Source organism: Streptomyces sp. NPDC060064, assembly GCF_042736455.1.
Lineage (GTDB): Bacteria > Actinomycetota > Actinomycetes > Streptomycetales > Streptomycetaceae > Streptomyces.
In genome coordinates this window covers 178,439-203,405 of the sequence record NZ_JBHWWF010000001.1, presented here as the reverse complement: position 1 = coordinate 203,405, position 24,967 = coordinate 178,439, and the positions used below count along the sequence as shown (strand labels likewise).

The window sequence follows — 24,967 nt, the reverse complement described above, 5'->3', positions numbered from 1 at the left end:
CCGGTTCGGCTCCTCTGTGGGGTGACGTATCCGCTCACCGAGGAGGTCCTCATGGAAACGAACCGGCGTGCCGCCGCCCGGGCTGTGGCGGGCGTACTGACCGCCGACGGGCTGTTGCACGTGTTCTGGGCGACCGGCAGCCACTGGCCGGCCGACGACCCGAAGGCCCTGTCGTACGCGGTGCTCGGCGCCGATGTGCCGTTCACCCCGCCCGTGCTCCTGCCGCTCGCCGCGCTGCTGTTCACTGCGGCGGGCCTGGTGACCGCGTGCGCCCGGCGCCGGGGGCGACTGCTCCAGGCGGCCACCGTTGCCGTTGCCTGCGGTACGGCACTGCGTGGGCTGGTCGGTCTGGCCTGGGCCTTCGGGGTACGGGCGGGCCTCGACGACGGCGCCGGATCCACCTTCTACTGGCTGAACCTGGCGCTCTACACTCCGCTGTGCCTGGCTCTGGCGGCCGCGGCACTGCGGGTGGCGAGGGAGCGGAGTGAGTGACGACGTCCAGCGGCTGGTGCGGGCCGCGCAACGCGGCGACACCATCGCGATGAACGACCTCCTCGATGTCCTCACCCCGTACGCGGGCCGCATCTGCACCCCGATCGCGCTCGCCGACGGCCCGGACGCCGTCCAGGAGACGCTGGTCGCCGTCTTCCGAGGGCTGCGTTCCCTGAAGGAACCGGCGGCGCTCTACGGATGGGTACGGGCGATCGCCTGCCGGGAGGCGGTCCGGGTCGCCCGCAGGTCCGCCCGTTCAGTACCGGCCGATCTCACCACCCTCCCCCAGCGGGGCGATCCTCAACTCGCCGCGGACATCGGGGACGTACTGACCCGGCTCTCGCCCGAACACCGGGCGGTCCTCGTCCTGCGGGACATCGAGGGCCTCGACGAACAGTCCGCGGCCGAACTGCTCGGCCTCCGCGTCGGCACCGTCAAGTCACGGCTGCACCGGGCCCGGGACTCCTTCAGGAAGGCGTGGTCATCGTGACAACCGTCAACTGGCCGCCCGCCGCGGGCCTCGACCCGGTGCGGCGGCTGTACGCACTGGCCGCCGGCGTCCCCGGCGCCACGATCACCGAGCGCGAGATCGAGGCGGACTACGCCGAGGTCTGGCCGCTCCTCGCCGACCTGGACGGCGAACTCGCCCACCTGGTCCCCGACATGCGCCGCCTGCGGGTGACCCGTATCGACGGCGACCGCGTGGAGGCGGTTGCGCGGAGCCGCTTCGGCATGCGGGCCCGCTTCGACGGCGTACTGCGCCCGGGCTGGGTCTGGCTCCAGAGCCGCTTCATCCTGATGGGAGTGGCGGCGATCCCCTGCGGCGAGGGCCGCACCCGGGTGGCTTTCACGGGCGGCATCCGCATCCCGGGACGCGCGGCGCTGATCCCGGTGGGGGTGGGGCGCGCGGGGCGCAGGGTGCTGGGACGGCTCGAGAGGCGGGTGGCGGCGGCGCGAACGGGGTGAGGCGGTCGGCTGCCGTGGGCGCCCGCCGCGGGCAACCGCCAGACCCCGGACTGCCAACGGGGTCTGATCACGAGGCGTGTCGCGGCGCGCGGGGCCGGCGTCGAGCCTCAGCCCGGCCACACCACCGCCTGCAGCTCGCTGTACGCCTGCAGCGCGTACGAGCCCACATCCCGCCCGACCCCGCTCTTCTTGAACCCTCCGAACGGCGCCTCCATGTTCCGGCCGATGGTGTTCACCCCGACCCCGCCCGCCCGCAGCTCTCCCGCCACCCGGAACGCCCGCGCCACGTCCCCCGACCAGACATAGTCGATCAGGCCGTAGTCGCTGTCGTTCGCCAGCGCGATGCCCTCGTCCTCGTCGTCGAAGGGGACCACGACGACCACCGGGCCGAAGATCTCCTCCCGCACCACTCGCATGTCGTTCGTGCAGTCCGCGAACAGCGTCGGGGCGACATAGAAACCCTTGTCGTACGCAGGTCGCTCGCCGCCCGCAACCAGCCGAGCGCCTTCCTTCCTGCCCAGTTCGACGTACGACTCGACCCGGTCGCGGTGGGCCGCCGAGATCACCGGGCCGACCACCGTGCCCTGCGCCGCCGGATCGCCGACCCTCATACGGGGCAGACAGCCGGTCAGCTTCTCGACCAGGAGGTCGTGGATCCCGCGCTGCGCGATCACCCGCGTCGGCGCCGTACAGATCTGGCCGCTGTAGAAGGAGAACGTCGTGCCGATGCCCATCACCGCCAAGTCCACGTCCGCGTCGTCGAAGACGAGCGCCGCGCCCTTGCCGCCCAGCTCCATGAGCTGCCGCTTCATCCCGCGGCCGCAGACTTCCGCGATGCGCTGTCCGACCGCCGTCGAGCCGGTGAAGCTGACCATGTCGACGTCCGGGGAGTCGACGGCGGCCTCGCCGACGGCCGGTGCGGAGCCGGTCACCACGTTCACGACACCGGGCGGCGCGCCCGCCTCCGCCAGGGCCTCGGCCATCCTGTAGACGGACAGGGGGTCCTGCGGGGCGGGCTTCACGACCACCGTGTTGCCCATGGCGAGCGCGGGAGCGACCTTGCCGGCCGGGTTGGCCCAGGGGTTGTTGTACGAGGTGATGCAGGTGACGACGCCGACCGGGCGGCGTACGGCGAGCGCCCCGAAGACGCCCGCCTTCCCCATCGGTCCCGCGGCGTTGATCTGCGGGGGCAGCCCCTCCTCCACGGGCTCCAGCGCGCCCTTCGCGTACCGCCGGAAGCGGGCCGCGCCGACGGCGACCTGCATGCCGCGCGCCGTCGCGGTCGTCGCGCCGCTCTCGGCCTGGGCGAGGCGGGCGTACGGCTCGGCCTCGCGCTGGATGACATCGGCGGCGGCGTCCAGGATCCGGGCGCGCTCCTGCGGTTTCGTACGCGACCAGGCGGTGAAGGCCTCGCGGGCGGCGGCGGCCGCCGCGTACACCTGCTCGCGGCTCGCCTCGGGCGCGAACCCGACGACCTCCTCGGTGGCCGGGTTGACGACCTCGTAGTGGCCGCCGTCCGGCTCGACCCACTCCCCGCCGATGAACAGCTTCTGCCGCACCGCTTGCCGCACCGGCTCGGGCCCACCCCGCCCCGCCGTCACTGGAGTTCGCCCTGCCCTGACGCATCGGCTGTCCCCTGCGGCCTGCTTTCCGGCCGGGGGTTTGGCGGTTGTCCCTGGGGAAGATGCAGCGTACTCACGGTGCTCGTGTCACGGCCGGACCTGAGCACCGCGCCCGGTACCGCGCCCGTCACCTCGTCGTCCCGTATCGTCTCGACGCCGTTGACGCGCACCGACACGATGCCGATGGCCTTCGCGTCCAGGCGCGGGCTGTCGCCGGGCAGGTCGTGTACGAGCGTGGCCGGGCCCGCCTCGATCCGTTCCGGGTCGAAGAGGACGAGGTCGGCGTGCCAGCCCTCCTGGACACGGCCGCGTTCGCGCAGACCGAAGAGTTGTGCCGGGTCGTCGGTCAGCATCTTCACGGCCTCCTCGAGGCCGACGAGTTTCCGGCCGCGCAGACAGTCGCCGATGAAGCGGGTCGTGTACGGCGCTCCGCACATCCGGTCCAGGTGCGCGCCCGCGTCGGAGCCGCCGAGCATGACGTCCTCGTGCTGCCAGGTCTGCCGGCGCAGGTCCCAGGAGTCGGGGTCGTTGTCGGTGGGCATCGGCCAAAGGACCGTACGCAGCCCGTCGTTGGCGCAGATCTCGACCAGGCAGTGGAAGGCGTCCTGGCCGCGCTCGGCGGCGATGTCCTTCACGACGCGCCCACTCAGGCCCTCGTTCTCCTTGGAGTATGTGTCGCCTATGACATAGCGGCCGAAGTTCGCGAGCCGACGGAAGACTCCGGCCTCCTTGGAGTCGGCGTGGCGCAGCATTTCGGCGCGTACGTCCGCGTCGCGGAGTTTCGCGATCCGCTCGGGGACGGGGAGGGAGAGAATCTCGCCCCAGCCGGGGATGAGGTTCAGTGCGCAGAAGGTGCCCAGCGACATGTTCATCGGCGTGAGGATCGGCATGGTCAGCGCGACGATGCGGCCACCGGACTTCCTCGCCCGCTCACTCGCCTCGAGCTGGCGCGGCACGCGCTCGGGCACGGACGCGTCGATGGTCAGCACATTCCAGTTCAGCGGCCGTCCGGCCGCGGCGCTCATCTCGACGAACAGGTCGATCTCCTCGTCGGCGAACTGGTCCAGGCAGCCCGCGACAATCGCTTCGAGCTGGGTGCCTTCGTGTTCGGCGACGGCCCGCGAGAGGGCGAGGAGCTCCTCGGGCTTCGCGTGGCGGGATGCGACCGGCTTTCCGTCGCCGTCGGAGTGGGTGGAGGACTGGGTGGTGGAGAGTCCCCACGCCCCCGCGTCCATCGCGTCGTGGAAGAGCCTGATCATGTCGTCGAGCTGCTCGGGCGTGGGTTGCCCGCCGACCGCGTCGGGGCCCATGACATGCCGGCGCAGCGCGCAATGGCCCACCATGAAGCCCGCGTTGACGGCGATCCGGCCTTCCAGGGCGTCCAGATACTCGCCGAAGGTGTGCCAGCTCCACGGCGCGCCCTCCTCCAACGCGACCAGCGACATGCCCTCCACCTTGGACATCATGCGGCGGGTGTAGTCGGCGTCCTCGGGACGGTCGGGGTTGAGCGGGGCGAGGGTGAAGCCGCAGTTGCCGCCGGCGACGGTCGTCACTCCGTGGTTCATGGAGGGGGTGGCGAACGGGTCCCAGAAGAGCTGGGCGTCGTAGTGCGTGTGCGGGTCGACGAAGCCGGGGGTGAGGACGAGCCCCGACGCGTCCTCGCTCGTCCTGGCCTCCTCGGCGACGGTCCCGGGTTCGGCGATGAGGGCGATGCGCCCGTCCCGTATCCCGACGTCGGCGAGGTACGCGGGCGCGCCGGTCCCGTCCACGACGGTCGCCGAGCGAATGAGGTGGTCGAGCATGACGGGTCCCTCCAGCGCGGGGTTGGTCGTTGTCGGTCGTTTCATGGCTCCGGCCGGGGCGCGTGCGGCAGGCCGCTGCCGACGGGCACCCGGCCGGAACCCGGGGACGGCGGTCCGGGAGGCCGCCGCCGTTCTGTGGGGGCGGGGGGTTTTCCCCTACCCGCCCCTTCCCGTAACCGGGGGCTCCGCCCCCGGACCCCCGCGCCTCAATCGCCGGCGGGGCTGAAGTTTCCGCCGGCGATCAGCCCGCCGCCTGGCGGAAGCGGGTCGTCCGATGCACCGGGTCCGTGTCGATCTGCGGGATCACATGTTCACCGATCAGCTTGATCGTGTTGATGGTGTCCTCGTACGAGATCCCGATCGGGAGCCCGAAGGAGAGCTGGTCCGCGCCCGCCTGCTCCCAGCGCTTGCACTGCTGCAGCACCTCGCCCGGGTCGCCGCAGATCATCAGCTCCTCCGCGATGAGCAGCTCGATGATCTCCGCGCTGTACTCGGGCAGCAGCTCCGGCCACTCGGGGATGCCCTCGGGCCGCGGGAAGGTGTCGTGGTAGCGGAAGAGCAACGACTGCAGATAGTTCAGTCCGCCGCCGACGGCTGTCTCGACGGCCTTGTCGTGCGTCTCGGCGCAGATCGCCGTCGACGTCACCATCACGTTGTCGTTGACGAAGTCGCCGATCGCCTTCGCCTCCTTGACGGCCGTCTTGTACGACTCGACGACCCACTCCATGTCGGAGACCTTCTGCACGCTGAAGCCCAGGACGCCGAGGCCCTTCTTGCCCGCCATGGCGTACGAGGACGGGGAGCCGGCCGCGTACCACATCGCCGGGTGGGACTTCCCGTACGGCTTCGGCAGAATCTTCCGCGGCGGCAGCGACCAGTGCTTGCCCTGGAAGCCGACGTACTCCTCCTGGAGCCACATCTTGGGGAATTCTGCGATGGTCTCTTCCCAGAGTTCTTTGGTGTGGTTCATATCGGTGATGCCGGGCATGAAGCCGAGAATCTCGTGGCTGCCGGCGCCACGGCCCGACCCGAACTCGAAGCGTCCTTCCGAGAGATGGTCGAGCATGGCGACCTTCTCCGCGACCTTCACAGGGTGGTTCACGGGCGCCAGCGGGTTGAAGATGCCCGAGCCCAGATGGATCCGGTCCGTCGCGTGTGCGAGGTACCCGAGGTACACATCGTTCGCCGACAGATGCGAGTACTCCTCCAGGAAGTGGTGCTCGGAGGCCCAGGCGTACTTGAAGCCGGACTTGTCCGCCTGGATGACGTACTCGGTCTCCTCCATCAGCACGTTGTGCTCCGCGAGCGGGTCGGTCTCGGCGCGCTTGCCGACGTATCCCTGTACAAAGAGCCCGAATTCCAAAGGGGTTCACCGTCCCTTTTACTTTCTGACGTACCGTCAGATCCCGATGCGGTCGACTGTTCCACCGCCTGCGCGAGGCGTCAATACCTGACGTCCAGTCAGAAAAGGCTCACTCCGGCGAGCCAGCCGCCGTCGATGACGAACGGCTGCCCGGTGATGTACGAGGAGTCCTCACTGCTCAGGAAGAGCACCAGCTTCGCCACCTCCTCCGGCTCCCCGACCCGGCCGAGCGGCACAAGCTTCCGGTACAGCTCGCCGACCGCCGCCGGGTCCACGCCGCCCGGGTTGCTCATCGGCGTGTCCACCGCACCCGGGCAGACCGCGTTGACGCGGATCTTCCTGGCGGCCAGCTCCAGCGCGGCGACCCGGGTCAGGCCGAGGATCGCGTGCTTGGTCGCGGCGTACGCACCCACGCCGGCCATGCCCGTCAGGGCCGTGTACGAGGCTGTGTTGACGATCGTCCCGCCGCCGGCCGCCTCGATCTCGGGCGCGACGTTACGTATGCCGAGGAAGCAGCCGATCTGATTGACCTGGATGATCTGCTGGAACTCCTCCAGCGGCGTGGAGACCAGCTCGTTGAAGCGCAGGATCCCCGCGTTGTTGACCAGCCCGTCGATCTTCCCGAACGCGTCCTTCGCCGCGGCCACGGCGGCGGTCCAGTCGGTCTCCCGGCTCACATCCAGATGGACGTACGCGGCCGTGCCCTCACCCAGCTCCTTGGCGAGAGCCTCGCCCTGGTCGTCCAGCACATCTGCGAGCACCACCTTCGCGCCCTCCGCCACGAAGAGCCGCGCCTCCTGCTCGCCCTGCCCGCGCGCCGCGCCCGTGATGAGGACGACGCGTCCGTCGAGCTTTCCCATCCCACTCTCCTCAGTTCAGGTGCGGAGCAACGTCGGCGGCGAAGGCCGCCATCTGATCGGTGAGTTCGGTGCGGCTCCGGCTGCGGAACCGGACCTGGATCTGGTGCACGCCCATCGCGGCGTAGGCGCGCAGCGACTCGGCGAGCGCGTCGGGCTTTCCGTTCAGGGTCCGCCGGCCGGTGTCCCAGTCCGGCTCGCCCACGTACAGCGGCTCGGTGATGGCGCCGATCTCGATGGGATCGGTGACGCCTGCTTCCTCGCGCAGCGTCCTCAACCTGGCGATCTGGGCGGGGAGTTTGCCGCGCGGGTCGCCCTGGGGCAGCCAGCCGTCACCCCGTACGGCGGCCCGGCGCACGGCGGCGGGCGAGGAGCCGCCCACCCAGATGGGTATCCGCCGCTGAACGGGCCTGGGCCGCTGCCCGAGCCCGCTGAAGGAGAACCGCTCGCCGGTGAACTCGGGGTACTCCTCCGGGCCGAGCGCCGCCCTGAGCGCGTCGATGGTCTCGTCGAGTACGGGCCCCCGCGCGGCGAAGTCCACGCCGAGCGCCTCGAACTCCTCCTGCACATGCCCGGCCCCGACCCCGAGGATCAGCCGTCCGCCGGAGAGATGGTCCAGGGTCGCGTACTGCTTGGCGCTCAGGAGCGGGTGCCGCAGCCCGACGACGGCCACATGACTGAGCAGCAGCACACGCTCGGTGATCCCCGCGAGGTAGGAGAGCGTGGCGACGGGGTCGTACCAGACGGTGGACATGGCACCGGCGAGCCGGCGCGGGATCGCGACATGGTCACAGCTCGCGAGATACGCGAACCCGGCCCGGTCGGCGACCCTGGCGATCTCGGCAAGATCCTCGGCTCCGGCGCCGGTCTCCCACGGCTCCGCGTAGATGGTGCTCTGCGACTGGATCGGGAGCTGCATCCCGTACGACAGCCGCCCCTCGGGCAGTACGTGCACGGCGCCGCCTCCTCACCTGATCTGACGCTTCGTCAACTATCGGGACGGGGTCATCGTCATACCTGACGGTTCATCAGACAAGGGGTGCGGTGACGCGAGTGTGGCTCGCTGCCGGGGGGCGTCGCCTCAGCCGAGCAGGGCGTACACGGTGGAGGCCCGCGCGGCGACGTCCTGCGAGCCGTCGGCGGTCATGGTGACGTCCGCGAACGCCATGCGCCGGCCGAGCTTGGTGATCCTGACGTCGATCAGGACGTCCGTGCCGGTGATCGCGCGCTGGAAGGTGCTGGACTGCTGGACGGTCGTCATCGGCGCGAAGCCGCCGAGGGCGGAGGCGACGGCGACGACGGTGGCGGTGTCGGCCGCCGCCATGAGCGCCTGCCCGGAGAGAGCGCCGCCTTCACGGGCGAGGCGATCGCTCCAGGGGAGGCGGAGGATCGCATGCCGTTCACCGGCCTCGACGACGGAGAGCCCGAGGTCGAGCACCCAGGGGGCGAAGTTGTCGGCAAGGATCTTGTCGGCTTGAGCGGGGGTGAGCGTCATCCCCCGATAGTGCCGCGCACCCAGTCATGTGGCGAGCGTCGGCCTCAGTTGCCCGGTCATGTGGCGGAGGTGGGCCGAGCGGTGCGGGGTCACCGGGGGTGATTCCCCTATCCCGCCCCTTCCCGAAACCGGGGGCTGCGCCCCCAGACCCCCTGCCGGGGAAGGGGTACGTGGGGGCTGGCGCCCCCACGCCCCTGAGCGGCAGCTTCGCCAGTTGCTCGGTCATGTGGTGAGCGTGGGCCGGGGGCGTTGTCGGTTGCTGTCCGGTGGGTGGTTTCCTCCGGCGAACCGCTGTACCCCCGCGGCGGGCCCCGGGCCGCTGGTCAACCCCGGCGGACCGCACCCGTGCCGTCCGGGTGGGGAGGGGGCGTGCAGTGTCGCCCCCGTTGCTGTAGCCATGGCGGGCTCCAATAGTTCGCTGGGCGAACTTGTCGACGGCGGTGACAACCATGGCGGGGCGAGGCGGTGGAGCAGGCACAGGCGGCGCTCCTCCGGCTCCTCGGAGGCCCCCGGCGGACCGGGGCCCAGCGGGTCGTCGATCGGCAGGAAGACGGCCGCCCGGTCGTCGGGGAACGCGGCCGCTCGATCCTTGAGGTACCGCCGGACCTGTCGCTTCGCCCGCGGCCCACGTCCGTGGTGCGATGGAACTGGGGGCGGAAAGGAGAGCGATCATGCCCGCAGCGAAGCGAACGAGTGTCGCCGCCTCGGTGTCGGTCCGCCCGCTGCTTGAGCCGGACCTGGATCGGGCCGACGAGATCTTCAGGGTCGCCTTCGGGACCTTCCTCGGGGCCCCTGAGCCGGAGACGTTCTTCGGGACCGCCGACTATGTCCGCACCCGCTGGGCGGCAGATCCACACGCGGCCTTCGCAGCGACCGTCGAGGGCGAGGTCGTCGGATCGAACTTCGCCGCCAACTGGGGCAGCGTCGGGTTCTTCGGCCCGCTGACCGTACGTCCGGATCTGTGGGACCAGGGCATCGGCAGGCGCCTCATGGAACCGGTCATGGCCTGCTTCGACACCTGGGAGAACCGCCACCTCGGCCTGTTCACCTTCTCGCACAGTCCCAAGCACCTCGAGCTCTACCGCCGGTACGGTTTCTGGCCCCGATTCCTTACAGCCATCATGAAGAAACAGGTCGCCGTCAGTGCCGCAGTCCCCGGCCGAGTGCTGTACGGGGAGCTGACCGCCGCTGAGCGGCCCGACGCACTGAGCCTCAGTCGCGCACTGACGGGGGCCGTGTACGAGGGCCTGAGCTTGGAGCGCGAGATCATGGCCACACAGGCGCAGGGGCTCGGTGACACCATCCTCCTCGAGGGCGCCGACTCCGACCTCGACGGTCTGGCTGTCTGCCACTGCGGAGCGGGGTCGGAGGCCGGTGAGGACGTGTGCTTCGTCAAATTCGGCGCCGTACGCCCTGGCCCGGACGCCGCGGACCGGTTCGAACGACTGCTGAATGCGTGCGAGCAGCTGGCCACCGAGAAGGGACTGGGGCAACTGGACGCCGGAATGAACCTGGCCCGCCAGGATGCCTACCGGCGCATGGTCGACCGCGGCTTCCGTACCTGGCTGCAAGGCGTGACCATGCACAAGCCCAACGAACCTGGCTACAGCCACCCAGACGCCTACGTGATCGACGACTGGCGCTGAGTCCACCGCCATACTCGGCTTCGGGGAAGACCCGATGCCGTCAGGCCGCCTCCAACCGCAACTGCTCGCGGAAAGCACGCCGTTCGTCGGTCAGCCCGCCCCCTTGCGCATACCTCATGCAGTCGGCATACCGCAGGGACCACGAGACGTCAGCCCCTACGACACCACGCTTTGAAGGTCAGTAGTTGCTCGGTCATGCGGTCGGGGTGGGCCGGGGGCGTTGTCGGTTGCTGTCCGTGGGTGGTTTCCTCCGGCGAACCGCGAACCGCGAACCGCGAACCGCGAACCGCGAACCGCGAACCGCGAACTGCGAGCACGCGGCGGGCCGCACCCGTGTCGTTCGGGTGGGGAGGTGCCGTGCAGGGTCGTCCCCGCAGGGGATTGGCGGCAAAACCGGGGTCACGCACCAAGACCCTGTACGCCGCCGACCCCGAGGAGTCGAGCCCGGAGGGGCACCGGAGCCCGCACCCGACAAGACCGGACGCCCCAGGCCCGGGCAACAAGCACCCGCACCCCGCCGGAGGCAACCCGCACCCGACAAGACCGGACGCCCCCGCCGGAGGCAACCCGCACCCCAGGCCCGGGCCACAAGCACCCGCACCCCGCCGGAGGCACGGGCCCGGGCCACAAGACCCCGCGCTACCCGCCCAACCACAGGCCCTCCGGTGTCAGGCCCAGCAGCTCAATCGCGTTGCCGCGCACTATCCGGTCCACCACATCCGGCGCCAAGTGGCCCATCTGGCTCTCCCCGACCTCCTTCGACTTCGGCCACGTCGAGTCCGAGTGCGGATAGTCCGTCTCGTACAGCACGTTCCCCACTCCGATCGCGTCCAGGTTCTTCAGCCCGAACGCGTCATCGAAGAAGCACCCGTACACATGCTCCGCGAACAGCTCCGACGGCGGCCGCAGCACCTTGTCCGCCACCCCGCCCCACCCGCGGTTCTCCGCCCAGACCACATCCGCGCGCTCCAGGATGTACGGGATCCAGCCGATCTGACCCTCCGCGTACATGATCTTCAGAGCCGGGAAGCGTTCGAACTTGCCGCTCATCAGCCAGTCGACCATCGAGAAGCAGCAGTTGGCGAAGGTGATCGTCGATCCGACGGCGGGCGGCGCATCGGCGGACGTCGACGGCATCCTCGACGACGAGCCGATGTGCATCGCGATCACCGTCCCCGTCTCGTCGCACGCCCGCAGGAACGGGTCCCATTCGTCCGTGTGCACCGACGGCAGCCCGAGGTACGGAGGTATCTCCGAGAAGGCCACCGCCCGCACGCCCCGCGCCGCATTGCGCCGGACCTCCTCCGCCGCCAACTCCGCGTCCCACAGCGGGATCAGGGTCAGCGGAATCAGACGCCCGCGCGCCTCGGGGCCGCACCACTCCTCCACCATCCAGTCGTTGTACGCCCGCACCCCGAGCAGCCCCAGTTCGCGGTCCTTCGCCTCGGTGAAGGTCTGGCCGCAGAAGCGCGGGAAGGTCGGGAAGCAGAGCGCCGACTGGACGTGGTTGACGTCCATGTCGGCGAGGCGCTCCGGCACGCCGAACGAGCCGGGCCGCATCTGCTCGTACGTGATGACCTCGAGTTTGATCTCGTCGCGGTCGTAGCCGACCGCCGTGTCGAGGCGGGTCAGCGGCCGGTGCAGATCCTCGTAGACCCACCAGTCGCCGATCGGCCCGTCGTCGCCCTTCGCCCCCATCACCGGGGCGAACCTGCCGCCCAGGAACGTCATTTCCTTCAGTGGCGCCCGGACGATGCGCGGGCCGATGTCCTGGTACTTCGACGGGAGCCGGTCCCGCCAGACGTTGGGGGGCTCAACCGTGTGGTCGTCCACCGAGATGATCTTCGGGAAGGTCTCCATGCGCCCCACGGTAGCGCCAATCTGACGAGCCGTCAGCTAGCGGGGCGGCGCGGAAAACCTCCCGGACGAGCGCCCGCGGTTCACTATAAACCCCGTCTATACATCGTGTGTATAGTGCGATGGCGTGCGCGGCCGGTCAACGGCAGAGCGCCGTATTCCGTGTGCCCGCCATCCACCGAGGGGGATATTCGCCATGCCCGGAAAAAGGACGAAAGCGAAGGTCACCGCCGCCGCGCTCGCAGTCGCCGCCCTGGCGCTGACACTCGGCGGCTGTTCGATGGAGACCACCTCACCGGGCGCCGCCAGGAACCACGCGGCCTCGGACGCCAAGCCGCTGTCCGCCGGGGGCGTCGACTGCGGAAAGGCCACGTGCATAGCCCTGACCTTCGACGCCGGGCCCGGCAAGGACACGGCCCGACTCCTCGACACCCTGAAGGAGAAGAAGGTTCACGCAACCTTCTTCCTGCTCGGCAAGAACCATGTGCTCAAGCACCCCGACGTCGTACGCCGAATGGCCGACGAGGGGCATGAGGTGGCCAATCACACCTGGTCGCACCGTCGGCTCGACGAACTGGGCGCCGACGAGATACGCGAAGAGCTCTCCCGTACGCAGGAGGCCATCGCCAGGATCACCGGCCGCAGGCCCACTCTGATGCGCCCGCCGCAGGGCCGTACCAGCGACGACGTCACCAAGGTCAGCCGGGAGCTCGGCCTCGCCCAGATCCTGTGGAGCGCCACCGCCAAGGACTTCTCCACCACCGACTCCGAGCTCATCAAGAGCCGGATACTCGACCAGGCGGGGCGCGACGGCATCATCCTGCTGCACGACATCTACGACGGAACCGTGCCCGCCGTGCCCGGCATCATCGACGAGCTGAAGAGGCGCGGCTACACCTTCGTCACCGTGCCCGAGCTGCTCGCGCCCGGCAAGGCCAACCCGGGAGAGGTGTACCGCCCGTGACGGGAGCTTCCGGCAGAGATCACGGACGGAGATCGGCAACAGAGGGTTAGCGCACAAGCCGACGCGGGCAGGGGCGATGTGGAGGTGCCCCGCTGCTGACGGGGCCACCATGCACAGGGCAGACTGTCGAGGGCGATTCCGGCAGTACGGGGGCAGGGAGCAGCTATGGACCGTGACAGCGGGCCACGCGTACCGGAGCAGCGGACTCCGATGCAGAGCAGCATCATTGACCTGCGCTTCAGCGTGCTCGGCCCGGTGCGTGCCTGGCGCGGCGGGGAGGCTCTGCCGTCCGGTTCGCCGCAGCAGCGCGCCCTGCTGGCCGCGCTGTTGCTGCGAGACGGCCGCACCGCGACCGCTTCCGAGCTGATCGACGCGATCTGGGGCGAGGACCCTCCTTCGCAGGCGCTCGCGGCGGTACGGACGTACGCCTCGCGCCTGCGCAAGGTGCTGTCCGCGGACGCGCTGGTCAGCGAGTCGGGCGGCTATGCGATACGGGTCAGGGGCGAGGCCCTCGACCTCGTGGTGGCACAGGAGTTGGCGGCGGAGGCGGACAAGGCGCGCGCGGCCGGGGACCGCAACCAGGCCCGCGCACTGGTGGACAAGTCGCTGGGCCTGTGGGACGGCGAGCCGCTGGCCAATGTGCCGGGGCCGTACGCCGAGAACCAGCGGGCCCGGCTGGAGGAGTGGCGGCTTCAGCTCCTCGAGACCCGGCTCGACCTCTGCCTGGAGGTCGGCGCCCATGCGGAGGCGGTGTCGGAGCTGACCGCGCTCACCGCGGCACATCCGCTGCGGGAGCGGCTGCGCGAGCTGCTGATGCTGGCGCTGTACCGCAGCGGACGCCAGGCCGAGGCGCTGGCCGTGTACGCCGACACCCGCCGGCTGCTCGCCGAGGAACTGGGCGTCGACCCGCGCCCGGAGCTCGCCAAGCTCCAGCAGCGCATTCTGCAGGCCGACGCGGAACTGGCCCGGCCGAGCGAGGAGCCGGCCCGGGCCCCGCATGTCGCCCGGCCCGCGCAACTTCCCGCCACAGTGCCGGACTTCACCGGACGTGCCTCCTTCGTGCGCGAACTGGGCGACCAGCTGGCCACCGCCGAGGGCTCCGTCATGGCCGTCTCGGCGCTCGCGGGCATAGGCGGCGTCGGCAAGACGACTCTCGCGGTCCATGTGGCCCATGAGGCCCGCCCGCACTTCCCGGACGGCCAGCTGTACGTCGACCTGCAGGGCGCCGGCAATCGCGCCGCCGATCCGGAGACGGTCCTGGGCGCGTTCCTGCGGGCCCTCGGCACCGCGGACTCCGCCATTCCGGACTCGCTGGACGAGCGGGCCGCGCTCTACCGCTCGACGCTGGACGGCCTGCGCGTCCTGCTCCTCCTCGACAACGCGCGGGACGCCGCCCAGATCCGTCCGCTGCTGCCCGGCACGGCGGGCTGCGCGGCGCTGGTCACCAGCCGGGTCCGGATGGTGGACCTGGCCGGGGCACACCTCGTCGACCTGGATGTGATGTCGCCGGAGGAGGCCCTGCAGCTCTTCACCAAGATCGTGGGTGAGGAGCGGGTCACCTCCGAGCGTGAGGCGGCGCTCGATGTGGTCGCCGCGTGCGGGTTCCTGCCGCTCGCGATCCGTATCGCGGCCTCGCGCCTCGCGGCCCGCCGTACCTGGACGGTCTCGGTGCTGGCCGCGAAACTCGCCGACGAACGCCGCCGCCTGGACGAACTGCAGGCGGGCGACCTCGCGGTCAAGGCCACCTTCGAACTGGGCTACGGCCAGCTGGAGCCGGCCCAGGCCCGCGCCTTCCGCCTCCTCGGCCTCGCCGACGGCCCGGACATCTCGCTCGCCGCGGCCGCGGCGGTGCTCAACCTCCCGCCCCAGGTGACGGAAGACCTGCTGGAGGCCCTCGTCGACACCTCGCTGCTGGAGTCGGCGGCGCCGGGCAGGTACCGCTACCACGACCTCGTACGGCTCTACGCGCGTGCATGCGCCGAGCGGGACGAAGAGCCGCCCGAGGAGCGGGAGTCGGCGCTGTCCCGGCTGCTGGACTTCTATCTGTCGACGGCGGCACGGGTGTTCGCGATAGAGCGTCCGGGCGACCGGCTGGTGGGCCACCTGGAGCGTACGGAGTACGAGGGCCTGGTCTTCACCAACGGGCACGACGCGCAGGACTGGCTGTACGCGGAGGCGAACTGCCTGCTTGCGAGCGCACGACAGGCATCGAGCGGTAAGCGGCTGCGCCTCGCCGTGGACCTGCTGTGGGCGGCACAGGATCTGGCTGAGTCCGGCGCCAACTCCAAGCTGTACGAGACCGTGGCCCTTTCGGCACTCGACTCGGCCCGTGCCGCCGGCGACGTCCGTACCGAAGCGCGGGCGCGGACCTCGCTGACCAACGTGCACATGGTGGCGGGCCGTTACGAGGAAGCCGACGAGGAGGCCAAGCAGGCTGCGGTCCTCGCGAAGTCCGCCCAAGACCCCGCTCCGGTCTACTGGTCGGACAACGACCGCGGCATCATCGCCTTCAACCAGGGGCGGCACGCCGAGGCCGAGGAGCACCTTCGCCGGGCGACGGAGGGCTCCCGTGCCGACGAGAACCGCCCGGGCGAGGCCAGCGCCCTGTGCAATCTCTCGCGCATCCACCTGTCCATGGGCCGTACCTCGCAAGCCATCACGCTCGCCGAGCAAGGGGTCGAGATCTACGACCGCATCGGGCACACCCTGCGGCTGGCCAATGCCCGCTACGCCCTGGGGGTCGCGCTCACCCATGCGGGGCGCCACACCGAGGCGTTGGAGGAGCTTCTCGAAGCGCTGGAGCGGTTCGAGACGAACCGGCAGCGTCTGTGGGAGGGAACGACACACTTCCGTATCGCCCAGGCGCACCTCACGGCCCGCCGCCCCGCACAAGCCGCCCAGCATGCCGAGCAGGCGCTCGCCATCGGCTGCATCGGCGGCGACCGGACCCGGGGCAACGTACTGATTACGCTGGGCAGGGCGCTGGACAGCCTCGGCCAAGCGGACCGCGCGCGTGCCTGCTGGCGCGAGGCATTGTCCCTCCACGAGCAGTCGGGTGCCGCGGAAGTGGAGGAAGTACGCGGGCTTCTTGCCCCTCTCAGCGCAGCGTGAGGGCCCCCCGCCAGGGCGTTCATTGAACGTTTATGCTCATCCGACATGCTCAGTGCATTCGATCCGTCGCGTCGGGGGGCAGGCGGATCCCGGGACCTACACCTCCGCGTGGGGGCGAGCGGTCCCCCTGGCCTTCTGTCCGGCGACCCTCGGGGGAGCCTCCGGGCAGAAGGCCACCTTCGGTAACGTCGGGCAATCCCATGGGGGACAGAAAGATGAGCAACACCGAGAAGAAGCCGGAAGAGATCACCACACTGGGCGACCACCACACGCCGGCCCCGCCGCAGGGCGCCGCCATCGTGCAGGGTGACCACCACACGCCCGCACCGCCGAAGGACACCGCCACCACGATGGGCGACCACCACACTCCGGTCCCGCCCGCGGACGGCGTCACGACGCTGGGAGACCACCACACGCCGGCCCCGCCCGTGGACGGCATCACCACGATGGGCGACCACCACACGCCGGCCCCGCCCAAGATCTGACCCGGACTTCACTGGACGGGGTGCGGCCGCGGCGGCGCGGAGGGGGAGCCGCCGCGGCTGCGGCATGTCCGGTGCCCGGCCGCCGAGGTGCTCGCCGGCCGGACGGTCAGACGCGCTCGCGCGACCGCAGTTCCGTCTTCAGCACCTTCCCGCTCGCGTTCCTGGGCAGCTCGCTCACGAACTCGACCTCCCTCGGCACCTTGTAGTTCGCCATCTCCCGTCGCGACCAGGCGATGAGATCGTCCGCCGTCAGTGTCGAGTCCCTGCGCCGTACCGCGTACGCCTTGCCCACCTCGCCCAGCCGCGGGTCGGGTACGCCGATCACCGCGACATCCGCGATATCCGGGTGCAGGCCGAGCAGTTGCTCGATCTCCGCCGGATACGCGTTGAAGCCGCCGACGATGAACATGTCCTTGATCCGGTCGGTGATACGGAGATTGCCCGCATCGTCCAGGACGCCGACGTCGCCCGTGCGCAGCCAGCCGTCCTCGGTGATCGCCTTCGCCGTCTCCTCCGGGTCCTCGAAGTAGCCCTGCATCACATGGTGTCCACGCACCAGCACCTCGCCCGGTTCGCCGGTGCCTGCCAGCACGCGGACCTCTGTGCCGGGGATCGCGCGGCCCGAGGTGGACGCGATCGTCTCCGGGGCGTCGCCGCGGCGGCACATGGTGACGATGCCGCTCGCCTCGGAGAGGCCGTACGCCGTGAGGACCGTGGCGATACGCAGCTCACTGCGCAGCCGCTCGACCAGCTGGAGCGGCACGACCGCCGCGCCGGTGACGACGAGCCGCAGCGCGCTGAGGTCGTGCTGGTCGCGGGCCGGGTGGTCGAGCAGGGACTGGTGGAGGGTCGGGGGGCCAGGCAGTACGGAGATGCGTTCGGAGGCGATATTGGCCAGGACCGTGTCCACGTTGAAGACCGGCTGCGGGACCATCGTCGCGCCCCGCGTCAGGCAGGCGATGATGCCCGCTTTGTAGCCGAAGGTATGGAAGAACGGGTTCACGATCAGATAGCGGTCGCCTTCGCGCAGCCCGGCGAGTTCGCTCCAGACGTCGTAGCAGCGCAGCGTCTGCGCATGAGTGATGACGGCGCCCTTGGGCCGGCCCGTGGTACCCGAGGTGAAGATGATGTCGGAAGGCGCGGACGAGTCGATCGCGTCGGCGCGGGCACGGACGTCCGCGGCGTCGATGGCGTCGCCGCCCGCCAGGAAGTCCTTCCAGTCACGGAAGTCCTCGGGTGCGCTGTCCGCCAGCACCACCACCTGCTCCAGATGCGGCAGGTCCACCTCCGCGCGGCGCAGGGACGCGACGTACGAGGTGCCCAGGAACGTGCCGGTGATGAAGAGGAGTTTGGCGCGGCTGCGCTGGAGGACGTACGCCGCCTCGCCGCCCTTGAAGCGGGTGTTGAGCGGCACCAGCACCGCACCGGCCGTCACCGCGCCGAGTGCCGAGACGATCCAGTCGAGGGTGTTGGGCGCCCAGACCGCGACCCGGTCGCCCGGCTCGACGCCGGACGCCATGCAGGCGGCGGCGGCGCGCTCGACGCGCTCGCCCAGTTCGGCGTACGAGACCCTGACGCGGCCCTCGACGACGGCCTCCCGCTCCCCGTACCGTTCGGCAGCGCTCCGTACCAGCCTCGGGATGCTGCCCCACTCCAGGTCGCCGCGCATCGCAAGCCCTCCCACCGCAGTAGCTGACTATCCGTCAGATTAGCTGTAGCCTGACGCGCTGTCAGCAGTGAGAACGATCGCGGAGGTGGCGCACCGTGGCGACGCTCAAGGACGCAGCGGCGATAGTCGGCATCGGGCAGACGCCCTTCGCCAGGCAACTCCCCGAATCCGAGAAGACCCTGGCCTGCCGCGCCGTCCTCGCCGCGCTCGACGACGCCGGTGTCGACCCTTCCGAGGTCGACGGCTTCGCCTCGTACACGATGGAGGAGACGGACGAGGTCGAGGTCGCCAAGGCCATCGGCGCCGGGGACGTGACCTTCTTCGCCAAGGCCGGTTACGGCGGCGGTGGTTCCTGCGCCACCATCGCCCATCTCGCGGGCGCGATCGCCACCGGCCAGGCGAGCGTCGGCATCGCCTGGCGCTCCCGCAAACGCGGCAGCGGCCCAAGGCCCTGGAAGAACACGGCAGTTCAACTCCCCACACCCGCCCAGTGGACCCGTCCCTTCGGTCTGCTGCGGCCCGCCGACGAGATCGGCATGCTGGCGCGGAGATATATGCACGAGTACGGCGCGACCCGCGACCATCTCTTCAATGTCGCCCTCGCCTGCCGCAACCGCGCCAACCAGAACCCCGCCGCCGTCATGTACGAGCGGCCGCTGACCCGCGAGATGTATATGACCGCCCGCTGGATCAGCGAGCCGCTCTGCCTCTTCGACAACTGCCTGGAGACGGACGGCGCGTTGGCCTGCGTGATCGTCTCGGCCGAACGGGCCCGCGACTGCCGGCAGAAGCCGGTGTACGTCCACTCCGCCGCCCAGGGCCTGCCCGCGCAGCACCACGGAATGGTCAACTACTGGAACGACGACCCGCTCACCGGACCCGCCTGGACGGCCGCCAGGCAGCTGTGGAAGACCGCCGACTTCGGTCCGCAGGATGTCGATGTGGCGCAGATCTACGACGCGTTCACCCCGCTCGTCCCGCTCTCGCTGGAGGGGTACGGCTTCTGCGGACGGGGGGAGGGCGCGGCCTTCACCGAGGGCGGCGCGCTGGAGATCGGCGGCCGGCTGCCGGTCAACACCGGCGGCGGAGGTCTGAGCGAGGCGTACGTCCACGGCTTCAACCTCATCACCGAGGGCGTGAAGCAGCTGCGCGGCACCAGCACGGCGCAGGTCCCGGACGCCGCGACCTGCCTGGTCACGGCGGGCGAGGGAGTGCCCACTTCGGCTGTACTGCTGAGGAGTTGAGATGGACTCGCTACTGACGCCGGTCGTCGACGACGACGGTGCGCCCTTCTGGGAGTACGCCGCGCAGGGCGAACTCCGCGTGCAGGCCTGCGCCGACCCGGACTGCGCCGAACTGCGCTTCCCGCCACGGCCCTGCTGCCCGCACTGCCGGTCCTTCGACAGCGAGTGGCGCAGGATGAGCGGGCGCGGCCGCATCTGGTCCTACGTGCTCCCCCATCCGCCGCTGCTGCCCGCGTACGCCGCCCAGGCGCCGTACAACGCGGTCGTCGTCGAGCTCCTGGACGCGCCCCGTATCCGCCTGGTCGGCAATGTGGTCGCGGCGCCGGACGCGCCGCTGAACTCGGTCGATCCGGCGCGGCTGCGCATCGGGACCGGAGTGAGGGTGGCGTTCACCGAGCTGGACGGGGTCACCGTGCCGCGCTGGCTGCTGGAGCGGGCATGAGCCTGGGCATCGACACGTACAAGGAGACGGGTGTCGCGCTGGTCACGCTGGACCGGCCCGAGCGGCACAACGCGATCGATCTGGCGATGGCCGGTGAACTGACCGCCGCCTGGCGTCAGTTCCGCTTCGACGACTCCGTACGGGCGGTGGTGGTGACCGGAGCGGGCACCAAGGCGTTCTGCACCGGCATCGACCGCTCGGTGCGGGTGCCGCAGCCCTCGTCCCCGTACACGATCGACGATCCGCTGATCGCGATCGGGCCGAAGGCGAACGAACTGTGGAAACCGGTGATCGCGGCCGTGGAGGGGATGGCCTGCGGCGGGGCGTTCTATCTGCTCGGGGAGAGCGAGTTCCTGGTGGCCTCGCGGGAGGCGACGTTCTTCGATCCGCATACGACGTACGGCATGGTCAGCGCGTACGAGGCGATCTCCATGGCGCAGCGGATGCCGTTCGGCGAAGTGGCGCGGATGGCGCTGATGGGGACGGCGGAGCGGCTCTCGGCGCAGCGGGCCTACGAGACGGGTCTGGTCTCGGAGCTGACGGAGCCGGGCGAGGCGGTGGCGGCCGCGCTGCGCGCCGCCGCGGTGGTGGCGTCGTACCCGACCGAGGCGGTGCAGGGGACCGTACGGGCGGTGTGGTCCGCGAAGGAGGCGGCCAGATCGCAGGCGCTCGCCCATGCCCCGCACTTGATCACGCTCGGGAATCTGCCGCCGGAGCGGCAGGCGGAACTCTTCGAGGGCGGGCGGGGCCGGGGGAGCTACACGTTGCGGTAGCCGCATCCCAGCCCCACCGGCGGACATCCCCGGCCCCTCCGGCGATTGAGGAGCGGGGCTCGGGGCGGAGCCCCAACAGGGCCGTCAGCTCGCCGTACGGCTCGCGCTGATGACTTCGCACTTCTTGTACTCGGAGCCGTCACCGGAACCGGTGTACGGGGTGCTCGCGTTGCCGGGCGCAGAGGCACCGGGCTGCACCTGGAGATCCTCGACCTTGGCGATGGCGAGGTTGACCTTCGTGTCGCCGAGGTTGCCCTTGAACTGCAGGCTCACGTCGTACTTGTACGCCAGCGAGTCACTGTTGGTGACGGTGATCTTCGCGGTGAGGTTCTTGCCGGAGGCGTCGAGGCCACACTCGTCGATCTTGACGTCACGCTCGGCCTTGTGGGCGCTGGAGCCGCCGGTCACAGAGCCGGTGGAACCACTCGAGGTGCTGCTGTCGTTGTGGTTGCTGCCGCCGCTGCTGCTTCCATGGCTGCTGCTGCCGCCGCAGCTGCCGCCGTGGGAGCCGCGGGCTCCGGTCAGCGCGACGACTGCGATACCGAATACGGCAATGGCGCGGACATGACGGATCTTCACGTTTCAACCCCCGTTGAAAGTCGTGTCGGTGAGTGGGGCTCAATTGACGAGCGCACGTCACCCTAGCAGCGGTTGATCGCCGCCCCGTCCACGAAACCGACCACGCGGCCGCCCCGAAGCGGCACCGAAGCGGCCTCCCGCACTCAGTCGTCGAGCAGCGCCTCGGCTTCGCATTTCTTCACCCGTGCCACCAGCTTGGGGCTCCGCATGGCGACCTTGACGGTCCTGGTCTCGCCGCCGTCCAGCGTGACCTCGGTGTTTCCGCGGTCGACCACCGCGCCCGCGGCGTCCACGAACACCACGTCGACCTCGTACCTGTGCGAGACCCCGCCGTCCGCAACCACCTTCACCGTGGCGGACGTTGTGGCCTTGCGCTTTCCACGACCCTTCTTCACACAGGTGACGACAGTCGCCCGTGCGGTGGCAGTGGCAGTGGCGGTCGCCGTGGGCGTCGGATCCTCGGTGTACGAGTCCGACCCCGACGAGCCGGATGAACCGGACGACGAGCTGTAGTCGTCGTTGTCGTAGTCGCGGTAGCCGCCGTTCGACTTCTTGGAGCTGGAGCAGCCGCCTCCGCCACCACTGCTGCCGTGCGACCTGCTCTTGCCACCCCTGCCGCCCTTGCCGGTCGAGGCCGAACTCGAGAAACCGGTCAGCGCCAGCACTACCACGACCAGTACGGCCGCGAGCTTGAGACGTCGGCCCAGCATCGCCCGCCCTCCCCCTGTGCTTCACAGCACTTATATGTACCTGACAATCGCGCGACACCGTAGCAGTCGCGAATCAGGGGTGGGTACTCGCGTGCGTGACGGCCGTCGTAGCAGTCACGGAAGGGGCTCCATACGGCGGCCGCCGCTCAGACGAGAGCGAGGATCAGCCGATGAAGGATCATCGCCGGCCTCCTTGGGGGTACCGCTCTCGATCACGACGCTACGCCCGGACGGTGCCGGTCGCCATCGGGGCACCCGCCGGACAGGCCGCGTTTCCGGCCGTCCGGCGATGGAGGACAAGCCCTAGCGTGCGCCGCCCGGACCGCCCCGGCCGGTGGCCGTGCCCTTGACCGCGTCCAGCGCGTACACACAGCGGTCCTTGCTGCACGCGTACACCACACCGCCCTGCGCCACCGGGGAGCCCGTGATCTCGCCGCCCGTCGCGAGCTTCCAGCGGAGCTGGCCGCCGCTCGCGTCCAGGGTGTACAGCACATGGTCCGCGGAGCCGAAGTGGACCCGGCCGTCGGCGACCACCGGGGCGCCGATGACCTCGCCGCCCGCCGCGAAGCGCCACATGGGTGTGCCCGTCACCGCGTCCAGGGTGTAGAGCGCGCTGCCGCTGCCGACATGGATGTTGCCGTTCGCGACCAGCACCGGCTCGATGGACTGCCGCGATTCCGTGGCGATGCGCCAGCGGTCCTTGCCGGTCGTGGCGTCCAGGGCGTACACCGTGCCGAGGTAGTCGACGAGATAGACACCGCCGCCCGTCACCGCCGGGCCCGGCGCGAAGACCGGCGGCGAGAGGAAGACCGCGGGCGACTCGAAGTGCCAGCGCACCCGGCCGTTGGCGATGTCGATGGCGAGGGCGCGGGTGCCGGCCGCGACATAGAGATAGCCGTCGGGCGCGGGCTGCACCCGTACCGGCACATTGCCGCAGGACGCCGCGTCGCCGACGGGGTACGACCAGCGCTCGACACCCGTACGGGCCTCCAGCGCACGCAGCCTCGTGTCCTTCCACACGTACACCGTGTCGTCGAAGATCGCGGGCCCGGCCTCGGGCGTCTCGAAGTCCGTCTGCGCCCCGGCCGTCTCCCAGAGCTTCTCACCGCTGGAGGCCTCCCAGGCCTGTACGCCGCCGCCGCGCGTCCCGGTGAGGACGGTGCCGCGGTCGGCCTTGAGGGAGTACACCCAGGCATCGGTCTGGAGCCGCCACCGCTCCTGGCCGTTCGTCGCGTCGAGTGCGTACAGCGTCGGCCCGTCCGAGGCGTGGATACGGCCGCCGGCCACCGCCATCGCCCACGCCACGTCCCTGGTCTTGAACTGGCGCCGGCCGCTGCCCACGTCCAGGGCATGCACCTCGAAGGACGTCACGTACAGCAGGTCACCGGCCACCACCGGCGTACCCCAGACGTCGTTCGACATCCGGAAACGCCACGGCCGCCAGTGTCCGGCCGCGCCGTCCGGCGGCGAAGCGGGCGGCGGCACCGGCGCCGCAACGGCGGAGGGTACGGCGGACGGTCCCGGAGACGGTACGGCGCTGGTCGCGGCCTCCGCGCCGTTCAGCCCGCCGGGCGGGCGGACCCACCCGGTCGCCGGACCGGCCTCGACGACCCCGCCGCGGCCCGCGTCCGCGACCCTGGGGCCTGGACCGATCGGCACCTTGGAGCCGGGCAGCCGGACCGGCCCTGCCGGGGCGGGCGAGGCTGCGGCCTGGCCCGTACGCGGGTCGTTGCCGCCCCGCCAGGCGGAGTCCCAGTCCGCGCCCTGCCGGGAGGGCGGCGGCTGCTGCGGCTGCGGCGGCGCCTGAGGGCGCGGAGGCGTGGGCTCGGCGGGGCGCTGCGGGACCGGGGCCGGCGCCGGAGCCGGAGGGCGTCCGCCGCGGCGCTGCTCGATCATCGCGGTGGCCCGCGCCGGCAGCCAGGCGGACGCCGTACCGCTGTCGTCGCTGCCGGAGGAGAAGAGATGCGGAGCGAGCTGCGCCTGCAGATCCTCCGGCGTCGGCCGCAGCCCGGCCTCCATCTGCATACAGGAGTCGATGAGCGGCCGGAGCTCGTCCGGCAGCCCCTCCAGGTCCGGGCCCTCGCGCAGCAGCATGAACACGGTCTCGACGGGGTTCGCGCCGTGGAAGGGCGCGTGTCCGGTGGCCGCGAAGACCAGCGTGGAGCCGAGCGAGAAGACATCGCTCGCGCCGGTCACGCTGCGTGAGTCGCGCGCCTGCTCCGGCGACATGTACGCGGGTGTACCCACGGCGACGTTGGTCATCGTCAGCCGGGTGTTGGAGACGCCGGACGCGATGCCGAAGTCGATGACCCGCGGTCCGTCCTCCACGACCAGGACGTTCGACGGCTTGAGGTCGCGGTGGACGAGACCCGCGCCGTGGATGGACTGCAGCGCCTCCGCGATGCCGGCCGCCAGCCAGCGCACCGCCTGGGCCGGCATCGGCCCGCACTCATTCACTATTTCTTCGAGGGAGGGGGCGGGGACGTACGCGGTGGCCAGCCACGGCACGGCCGCCCGCGGATCGGCGTCCACCACGGCTGCGGTGTAGAAGCCGCTGACGGCGCGGGCGGCCTCCACCTCACGGGTGAAGCGGACGCGGAACAGCTGGTCCTCGGCAAGCTCGGTACGCACAGTCTTGATCGCCACCCGGCGGCCGGACGCCGACCGGGCGAGATAGACCAGTCCCATGCCGCCGGCACCGAGCCGGCCCAGCACCTCGAATGGACCGATCCGTCTCGGGTCATGCTGCGTCAGCTGCTCCATCACTTGCCTGCCACCTCCCCGTACGGGCCCCAGAAGAAATGGGGCCCGTCACAGCCCCGTGCAGCGTCTCACCGCCGAGACCCTCAGCGGTTGCACACCCTGATTCTTCCTGTCGGAGGCGACGGTT

At 70.6% G+C, this 24,967-nt stretch carries 20 protein-coding genes and 1 pseudogene; 10 read left to right on the top strand and 11 right to left on the bottom strand.

Annotated elements, in window-relative coordinates; all coding sequences use genetic code 11:
* The first annotated feature begins 51 nt into the window (after positions 1-51).
* The 3 genes from ACFWDI_RS00985 to ACFWDI_RS00975 are packed head-to-tail and all read left to right on the top strand — an operon-like array spanning position 52 to position 1,458.
* On the top strand, positions 52-492 hold the full coding sequence (locus ACFWDI_RS00985) for a DUF3995 domain-containing protein (RefSeq protein ID WP_385300548.1): 441 nt from the start codon (positions 52-54) through the stop codon (positions 490-492).
* Between the two features lie 49 nt (positions 493-541).
* Entirely contained in the window at positions 542-982 is a 441-nt protein-coding gene (locus ACFWDI_RS00980) for a sigma-70 family RNA polymerase sigma factor (RefSeq protein ID WP_326655264.1), read from the top strand.
* Positions 979-1,458: a hypothetical protein gene (locus ACFWDI_RS00975; protein WP_385300547.1), complete on the top strand. Its 480-nt coding sequence runs from the start codon at positions 979-981 to the stop codon at positions 1,456-1,458. The genes ACFWDI_RS00980 and ACFWDI_RS00975 overlap by 4 nt, the downstream gene beginning before the upstream one ends.
* A 107-nt stretch (positions 1,459-1,565) precedes the next feature.
* Here the strand turns inward: ACFWDI_RS00975 and ACFWDI_RS00970 are convergent, their stop codons facing one another.
* The 6 genes and pseudogenes from ACFWDI_RS00970 to ACFWDI_RS00945 form a co-directional block, all read right to left on the bottom strand.
* Entirely contained in the window at positions 1,566-3,017 is a 1,452-nt protein-coding gene (locus ACFWDI_RS00970) for an aldehyde dehydrogenase family protein (RefSeq protein ID WP_385300546.1), read from the bottom strand.
* A gap of 131 nt (positions 3,018-3,148) precedes the next feature.
* Positions 3,149-4,882: pseudogene (locus tag ACFWDI_RS00965) on the bottom strand (amidohydrolase family protein); the annotation flags it as partial.
* Between the two features lie 241 nt (positions 4,883-5,123).
* Positions 5,124-6,245: an LLM class flavin-dependent oxidoreductase gene (locus ACFWDI_RS00960; protein ID WP_385300545.1), complete on the bottom strand. Its 1,122-nt coding sequence runs from the start codon at positions 6,243-6,245 to the stop codon at positions 5,124-5,126.
* Between the two features lie 98 nt (positions 6,246-6,343).
* On the bottom strand, positions 6,344-7,105 hold the full coding sequence (locus ACFWDI_RS00955; RefSeq protein WP_385300544.1) for an SDR family NAD(P)-dependent oxidoreductase: 762 nt from the start codon (positions 7,103-7,105) through the stop codon (positions 6,344-6,346).
* A 10-nt stretch (positions 7,106-7,115) separates the two neighbouring features.
* A complete protein-coding gene (locus ACFWDI_RS00950) occupies positions 7,116-8,021 on the bottom strand; it encodes an LLM class F420-dependent oxidoreductase (RefSeq protein WP_385300831.1) in 906 nt (301 codons plus the stop codon).
* Positions 8,022-8,183: 162 nt separating this feature from the next.
* Positions 8,184-8,597: a PaaI family thioesterase gene (locus ACFWDI_RS00945; protein ID WP_327324293.1), complete on the bottom strand. Its 414-nt coding sequence runs from the start codon at positions 8,595-8,597 to the stop codon at positions 8,184-8,186.
* A 671-nt stretch (positions 8,598-9,268) separates the two neighbouring features.
* On the opposite strand from ACFWDI_RS00945, the gene ACFWDI_RS00940 reads away from it, so the two are divergent.
* Positions 9,269-10,243, top strand: a complete 975-nt coding sequence (locus tag ACFWDI_RS00940; protein WP_385300543.1) for a GNAT family N-acetyltransferase — start codon at positions 9,269-9,271, stop codon at positions 10,241-10,243.
* 639 nt (positions 10,244-10,882) lie between these two features.
* Here the strand turns inward: ACFWDI_RS00940 and ACFWDI_RS00935 are convergent.
* Positions 10,883-12,103: an amidohydrolase family protein gene (locus ACFWDI_RS00935; RefSeq protein ID WP_385300542.1), complete on the bottom strand. Its 1,221-nt coding sequence runs from the start codon at positions 12,101-12,103 to the stop codon at positions 10,883-10,885.
* 193 nt (positions 12,104-12,296) lie between these two features.
* Here ACFWDI_RS00935 and ACFWDI_RS00930 point away from each other — a divergent pair, with 193 nt between their 5' ends.
* The 3 genes from ACFWDI_RS00930 (at position 12,297) to ACFWDI_RS00920 (ending at position 16,660) form a co-directional block, all read left to right on the top strand.
* Complete coding sequence (locus ACFWDI_RS00930) at positions 12,297-13,064, top strand: polysaccharide deacetylase family protein (RefSeq protein WP_385300541.1); 768 nt, start codon at positions 12,297-12,299, stop codon at positions 13,062-13,064.
* Positions 13,065-13,229: 165 nt separating this feature from the next.
* Positions 13,230-16,175, top strand: coding sequence for a BTAD domain-containing putative transcriptional regulator (locus ACFWDI_RS00925; RefSeq protein ID WP_385300539.1), 2,946 nt, complete (start codon positions 13,230-13,232; stop codon positions 16,173-16,175).
* Positions 16,176-16,390: 215 nt separating this feature from the next.
* Entirely contained in the window at positions 16,391-16,660 is a 270-nt protein-coding gene (locus ACFWDI_RS00920; RefSeq protein WP_327324297.1) for a hypothetical protein, read from the top strand.
* A gap of 106 nt (positions 16,661-16,766) precedes the next feature.
* Here ACFWDI_RS00920 and ACFWDI_RS00915 read toward each other — a convergent pair whose 3' ends face one another.
* Complete coding sequence (locus tag ACFWDI_RS00915; protein WP_385300537.1) at positions 16,767-18,329, bottom strand: FadD3 family acyl-CoA ligase; 1,563 nt, start codon at positions 18,327-18,329, stop codon at positions 16,767-16,769.
* A 95-nt stretch (positions 18,330-18,424) separates the two neighbouring features.
* On the opposite strand from ACFWDI_RS00915, the gene ACFWDI_RS00910 reads away from it, so the two are divergent.
* The 3 genes from ACFWDI_RS00910 to ACFWDI_RS00900 are packed head-to-tail and all read left to right on the top strand — an operon-like array spanning position 18,425 to position 20,788.
* Positions 18,425-19,573 (top strand): lipid-transfer protein, encoded by a 1,149-nt coding sequence (locus ACFWDI_RS00910; RefSeq protein ID WP_385300536.1) that lies wholly within the window; start codon positions 18,425-18,427, stop codon positions 19,571-19,573.
* Between the two features lies 1 nt (position 19,574).
* A complete protein-coding gene (locus ACFWDI_RS00905) occupies positions 19,575-20,015 on the top strand; it encodes a Zn-ribbon domain-containing OB-fold protein (RefSeq protein ID WP_385300535.1) in 441 nt (146 codons plus the stop codon).
* On the top strand, positions 20,012-20,788 hold the full coding sequence (locus ACFWDI_RS00900; protein ID WP_385300534.1) for an enoyl-CoA hydratase/isomerase family protein: 777 nt from the start codon (positions 20,012-20,014) through the stop codon (positions 20,786-20,788). Before ACFWDI_RS00905 ends, ACFWDI_RS00900 begins: the two co-directional genes overlap by 4 nt.
* Positions 20,789-20,872: 84 nt before the next feature.
* Here the strand turns inward: ACFWDI_RS00900 and ACFWDI_RS00895 are convergent, their stop codons facing one another.
* The 3 genes from ACFWDI_RS00895 to ACFWDI_RS00885 form a co-directional block, all read right to left on the bottom strand.
* Positions 20,873-21,367 (bottom strand): hypothetical protein, encoded by a 495-nt coding sequence (locus tag ACFWDI_RS00895; RefSeq protein ID WP_385300533.1) that lies wholly within the window; start codon positions 21,365-21,367, stop codon positions 20,873-20,875.
* Between the two features lie 143 nt (positions 21,368-21,510).
* Positions 21,511-22,077 (bottom strand): hypothetical protein, encoded by a 567-nt coding sequence (locus ACFWDI_RS00890; RefSeq protein ID WP_385300532.1) that lies wholly within the window; start codon positions 22,075-22,077, stop codon positions 21,511-21,513.
* A gap of 303 nt (positions 22,078-22,380) precedes the next feature.
* Positions 22,381-24,840, bottom strand: a complete 2,460-nt coding sequence (locus ACFWDI_RS00885; RefSeq protein ID WP_385300531.1) for a PQQ-binding-like beta-propeller repeat protein — start codon at positions 24,838-24,840, stop codon at positions 22,381-22,383.
* Between the last annotated feature and the right edge of the window lie 127 nt (positions 24,841-24,967).

Excerpts from the sequence above, each read along its gene's own strand:
- ACFWDI_RS00985 (WP_385300548.1), top strand. The coding sequence starts at position 52 with ATGGAAACGAACCGGCGTGCCGCCGCCCGGGCTGTGGCGGGCGTACTG.
- ACFWDI_RS00980 (WP_326655264.1), top strand. The coding sequence starts at position 542 with ATGAACGACCTCCTCGATGTCCTCACCCCGTACGCGGGCCGCATCTGC.
- ACFWDI_RS00955 (WP_385300544.1), bottom strand. The coding sequence starts at position 7,105 with ATGGGAAAGCTCGACGGACGCGTCGTCCTCATCACGGGCGCGGCGCGC.
- ACFWDI_RS00950 (WP_385300831.1), bottom strand. The coding sequence starts at position 8,021 with ATGCAGCTCCCGATCCAGTCGCAGAGCACCATCTACGCGGAGCCGTGG.
- ACFWDI_RS00945 (WP_327324293.1), bottom strand. The coding sequence starts at position 8,597 with ATGACGCTCACCCCCGCTCAAGCCGACAAGATCCTTGCCGACAACTTC.
- ACFWDI_RS00940 (WP_385300543.1), top strand. The coding sequence starts at position 9,269 with ATGCCCGCAGCGAAGCGAACGAGTGTCGCCGCCTCGGTGTCGGTCCGC.
- ACFWDI_RS00935 (WP_385300542.1), bottom strand. The coding sequence starts at position 12,103 with ATGGAGACCTTCCCGAAGATCATCTCGGTGGACGACCACACGGTTGAG.
- ACFWDI_RS00930 (WP_385300541.1), top strand. The coding sequence starts at position 12,297 with ATGCCCGGAAAAAGGACGAAAGCGAAGGTCACCGCCGCCGCGCTCGCA.
- ACFWDI_RS00925 (WP_385300539.1), top strand. The coding sequence starts at position 13,230 with ATGGACCGTGACAGCGGGCCACGCGTACCGGAGCAGCGGACTCCGATG.
- ACFWDI_RS00920 (WP_327324297.1), top strand. The coding sequence starts at position 16,391 with ATGAGCAACACCGAGAAGAAGCCGGAAGAGATCACCACACTGGGCGAC.
- ACFWDI_RS00915 (WP_385300537.1), bottom strand. The coding sequence starts at position 18,329 with ATGCGCGGCGACCTGGAGTGGGGCAGCATCCCGAGGCTGGTACGGAGC.
- ACFWDI_RS00905 (WP_385300535.1), top strand. The coding sequence starts at position 19,575 with ATGGACTCGCTACTGACGCCGGTCGTCGACGACGACGGTGCGCCCTTC.
- ACFWDI_RS00900 (WP_385300534.1), top strand. The coding sequence starts at position 20,012 with ATGAGCCTGGGCATCGACACGTACAAGGAGACGGGTGTCGCGCTGGTC.
- ACFWDI_RS00890 (WP_385300532.1), bottom strand. The coding sequence starts at position 22,077 with ATGCTGGGCCGACGTCTCAAGCTCGCGGCCGTACTGGTCGTGGTAGTG.
- ACFWDI_RS00885 (WP_385300531.1), bottom strand. The coding sequence starts at position 24,840 with ATGGAGCAGCTGACGCAGCATGACCCGAGACGGATCGGTCCATTCGAG.